The following is a 2,574-nucleotide window of genomic DNA, read 5'->3' as shown; positions in this document are numbered from 1 at the left end:
GATGCAGGCTTCGGGAAAGCGCAGCCTGGCTGAGGCGAGCCGGTTCCGGACGCGCTTGTCGGCCCGCATGGCGACCTCGCGGTCGAGCATCAGGCCGAGCCACTCGTCACGGCTGAGCTCGTTGGCGTTGTTGCGTTCGGCCAGTTCGCGCCAGGCGGCAGCCATGCCGGCCAGACCGAGGGCCTGCATCTGGTCGAGGGTGGGGTTCGTCAGCATTCTTTCTTCCTTTCCTTCACTGGTAATAGGTGGAGCCGCGGATGTTGGCGTGCTGGGGTGTCGGCTTTGCCGGTTCTGCGGAGCTGGCCCGGTCGAGGCCGGCTTTGAGGATGGCGGTGACGGAGGAGTAGGCGATCGCGTTGATCAGCAGCGCCCGCTCGCAGGCGGCATCGAGACGCTCCGGCCCATAGCGCGGCGCCAGCGACAGGATGCCCATGGCCGAGCGGTATCCCTGTTCCGGATGCGGCCGGTCGCGCATCATGCGCTCGACCAGGATGGCGGCGTTGGGGCCGATCCTGGCCGCCCTGCTGATCAGGCTGGCCGGCGTGGTGTTGGCGTAGCGCTGGTGCGCCTTGGGCATGTGTTCGTTGACGGTGACATGGCCGGAACGCTGCGAGCGACGGATATGGCTGGCGACACGCTGGTGATCGTGGAAGATCTCGACCACTCGATGCGTGAGCCGCACCTCGACGGTGCGCCCGATCAGCCGGTGCGGCACCGAATAGAAGGTCTTGTCGACCTCGACATGGTAGTCAGGATGGACCTTCGCCGACTTCCACTCGGCGTACTCGAACGGTGCCGCCGGCAGCGGCTTCAAGGCAGCCCGCTCGATCTCCTCGAACAGTTCGCGGCGGCTTTGGCCGATATGGCGCATCGGCCGGTTGTTCAGCTCCTCGAGCAGTTCGGCGATCGCCGCGTTGAGCTCGGCGATCGAGAAGAAGGATCGGTTCCTCAGCCGCGCCAGAATCCAGCGCTCGACAATCAGCACCGCGCCTTCGACCTTGGCCTTGTCGCGCGGCTTGCGGCTGCGGGTCGGCAGGATGGTGGTGTCGTAGTGCTCGGCCATCGCGGCAAAGGTCGCGTTCAGCGTCGGCTCGAACCACAGCGCCTTGACGACACCGGCCTTCAGGTTGTCGCACACGATCGCTCTGGTGACGCCGCCGAAGAAGGCGAGCGCTCGCACCTGGCCCTCGATCCAGTCCGGCAGCTTCTGGCTGGAGCTGGCAAAGGCGAAGGTCAGGTTGGAGGCGCCCAGCACCGCGACAAAAATCTGCGCCGGGTAAATGACGCCAGTCGCCGGATCGATCACCGGCACCGTCTGCCCGGCATAGTCCGTCTGCATCACCGCGCCCGCCGCATGCCGATTGCGGAATGTCGCGCTCGTCCGGCGCTCGAAAGCGGCGAAGTGCTCGCAGAACCAGGTGTAGCCGTAGCCGTCGGGATGGGCGGCGCGATACTCCTGCCACAACAGCGTCAGCGTCACCCCCTTGCGCTTCAGCTCCCTGGCGATCAGCGCAAAGTCCGGTTCGCTCAGGTCTTGCGGCGGACGACCGGCACGGCCAAACAGCAGCCGCTCAAGTGTCGCGTCGTCGTGGCCCGGCGGCAGAGGCCAGCATGACAGCCCGGCCTCCCGCGCCCGTAGCAAATAGGTTGATACTGTCGTCTTGCTGATCTTCAGCCGTTCCGACACTTCACGCACCGAAAGACCCTGCTCATGGGTCAGGCGCAACATCGCTTGGATGTCCCTCACGCTCGTTCGTCTCGCTTGCTTCCGTCTCGGCATGGCCCCTCTCAACATCATCGTGAGAGGCCAAACTGCCAGAACGGCGCAGCCAAGAACCGACCGGTAAATCCGCTTCCGAAAACTGTCCGGGATTTAGCGGAATCGCTGTCCGCGAATTACTGAAATCACTGTCCGGGATTTAGCGAAAAGCGTGTCCGGGAATTACCGAAACACGCAATTAAGTGCACATTCTCAAATTAGGTGTATAGCTAACATACCGAAATCGTTGACAAGCCATTCTCATCATTAACTGCAAAGCGACATCTCCGCCCCAGGCATGAATGCCAGCAGGACGCGCATCGGATCATCATCCCAGTGGGGGAGATCACGCGTTTGCCGCTCCCACTCCGTCGCCGCCACCTTCAACGTCCTGTCGTTTTCCTGAAGGTTATGGTCGATCACCGCGAGCGCGACGCATCGCTCCAGATCGGCAAAGCTGAGGCGAGCTCTCCGTTGCGCGGGGTATTCGTCGCGATCCGCCACGGATCGGCCCGTCGAGCCGGGCTGTGACGCAAGAGCAGAGTTGAGCTTCCCGAGCAGCCTTTCAACCACGCCACCTTGATGGACGCGACCACGGTCCCGGTAGCGGATGCGAATGCCGTAGTCCTCGCAGCCACGCTGGAAGGCATGGCCTTTGAACTCCTTGGCGGAGTCGGTCACAAGCGACCGCGGTCGACCGAACATCGGCCACCCATGCTCAATGTACCGGGCGGTGAGCCAGGCCTCCTTCCGGCTCATGGCCTGGGCGAGGCAAAGCGCGACCGACAGCGCCGACGGCTTCTCAAGAGTAAGGC

2 protein-coding genes and 1 pseudogene are annotated in these 2,574 nt (G+C 63.7%); all 3 read right to left on the bottom strand.

From position 1 onward, the window contains the following. On the bottom strand, positions 1-216 hold a 216-nt coding region (locus tag EN749_RS33955), incomplete at its 3' end, for an ATP-binding protein (protein ID WP_189367902.1). Between the two features lie 16 nt (positions 217-232). Continuing rightward, positions 233-1,780: an IS21 family transposase gene (istA, locus tag EN749_RS33950; RefSeq protein ID WP_128364814.1), complete on the bottom strand. Its 1,548-nt coding sequence runs from the start codon at positions 1,778-1,780 to the stop codon at positions 233-235. Between the two features lie 246 nt (positions 1,781-2,026). Next, positions 2,027-2,574, bottom strand: a pseudogene (locus EN749_RS33945) (transposase); the annotation flags it as partial.

Source organism: Mesorhizobium sp. M7A.F.Ca.ET.027.02.1.1, from assembly GCF_004022985.1.
GTDB lineage: Bacteria > Pseudomonadota > Alphaproteobacteria > Rhizobiales > Rhizobiaceae > Mesorhizobium.
This window is presented reverse-complemented; position numbering and strand designations above follow the sequence as displayed.